An 811-nucleotide genomic window follows, 5' to 3' on the forward strand; every position below is an offset into this window, starting at 1 on the left:
CGCCGACCTCGGCGCCGTCAAGAACCGCATCTCGACCAACACGGAGTTCGTCAAGACCCTGATGGACTCGGTGGATCGTGGTGTCGGCCAGCTCGTCGACGCCGACATGAACGCGGAATCGACCCGCCTTCAGGCTCTGCAGACCCAGCAGCAGCTCGGCGTTCAGGCGCTCTCGATCGCCAACCAGAACAGCCAGAGCATCCTCTCGCTGTTCCGCTAAGTCTCGACATCATCTAGGGGAGGGCCGCGCTTCTCGCGAAGCGTGGCCCTTTTCATTTTGGCGTGCGTTGGTCGCGCGCCATGACCTTGGCACGTCGACTTGGCACCTCGAATTGGCTCACCCTGTTGCGGTCCGGTCACAGAGCCACAAGCCTCGCACAAACTTCGCGCGCTATCGTCGGCCCCACGACGGGTTGGGCCCATCATCCGCATTTCCGCAGCCCAAAGGCATGATGCCGCCCTGCCGTACCGGTGAAAGCCCGGTATGTCCCCAAACTCAATTCAATCTTTAAAGGGACGTCAAAAATGGCCTCGAGCCTGCTTACCAACTCCGCTGCAATGACCGCGCTCCAGACCCTCCGGAATGTGAGCTCCAGCCTGCAGACGACCGAAAACCGGATTTCGACCGGCCAGCGCGTCTCGACCGCTTCGGACAACGCCGCCTACTGGTCGATCGCGACCTCGATGCGCGCCGACAATGCCGCGCTCTCCGCCGTCTCCGACTCGCTCGGTCTGTCGGCCGCGACCGTCGACACCGAATATACCGCTCTGACCTCGGTTGTGGGCGACAAGACCGGCGGCCTGACCAAGC

General features: G+C 62.8%; 2 protein-coding genes. Both read left to right on the plus strand.

Annotated elements, in window-relative coordinates; all coding sequences use genetic code 11:
* On the plus strand, positions 1–220 hold a 220-nt coding region (locus AC629_RS44050; RefSeq protein WP_283848251.1), incomplete at its 5' end, for a flagellin.
* 305 nt (positions 221–525) lie between these two features.
* A partial coding sequence (locus tag AC629_RS44055) for a flagellin N-terminal helical domain-containing protein (protein WP_502693124.1) occupies positions 526–811 on the plus strand: 286 nt, incomplete at its 3' end.

Source organism: Bradyrhizobium sp. NAS80.1, from assembly GCF_001908205.1.
In the GTDB taxonomy this organism is placed as follows: domain Bacteria; phylum Pseudomonadota; class Alphaproteobacteria; order Rhizobiales; family Xanthobacteraceae; genus Bradyrhizobium.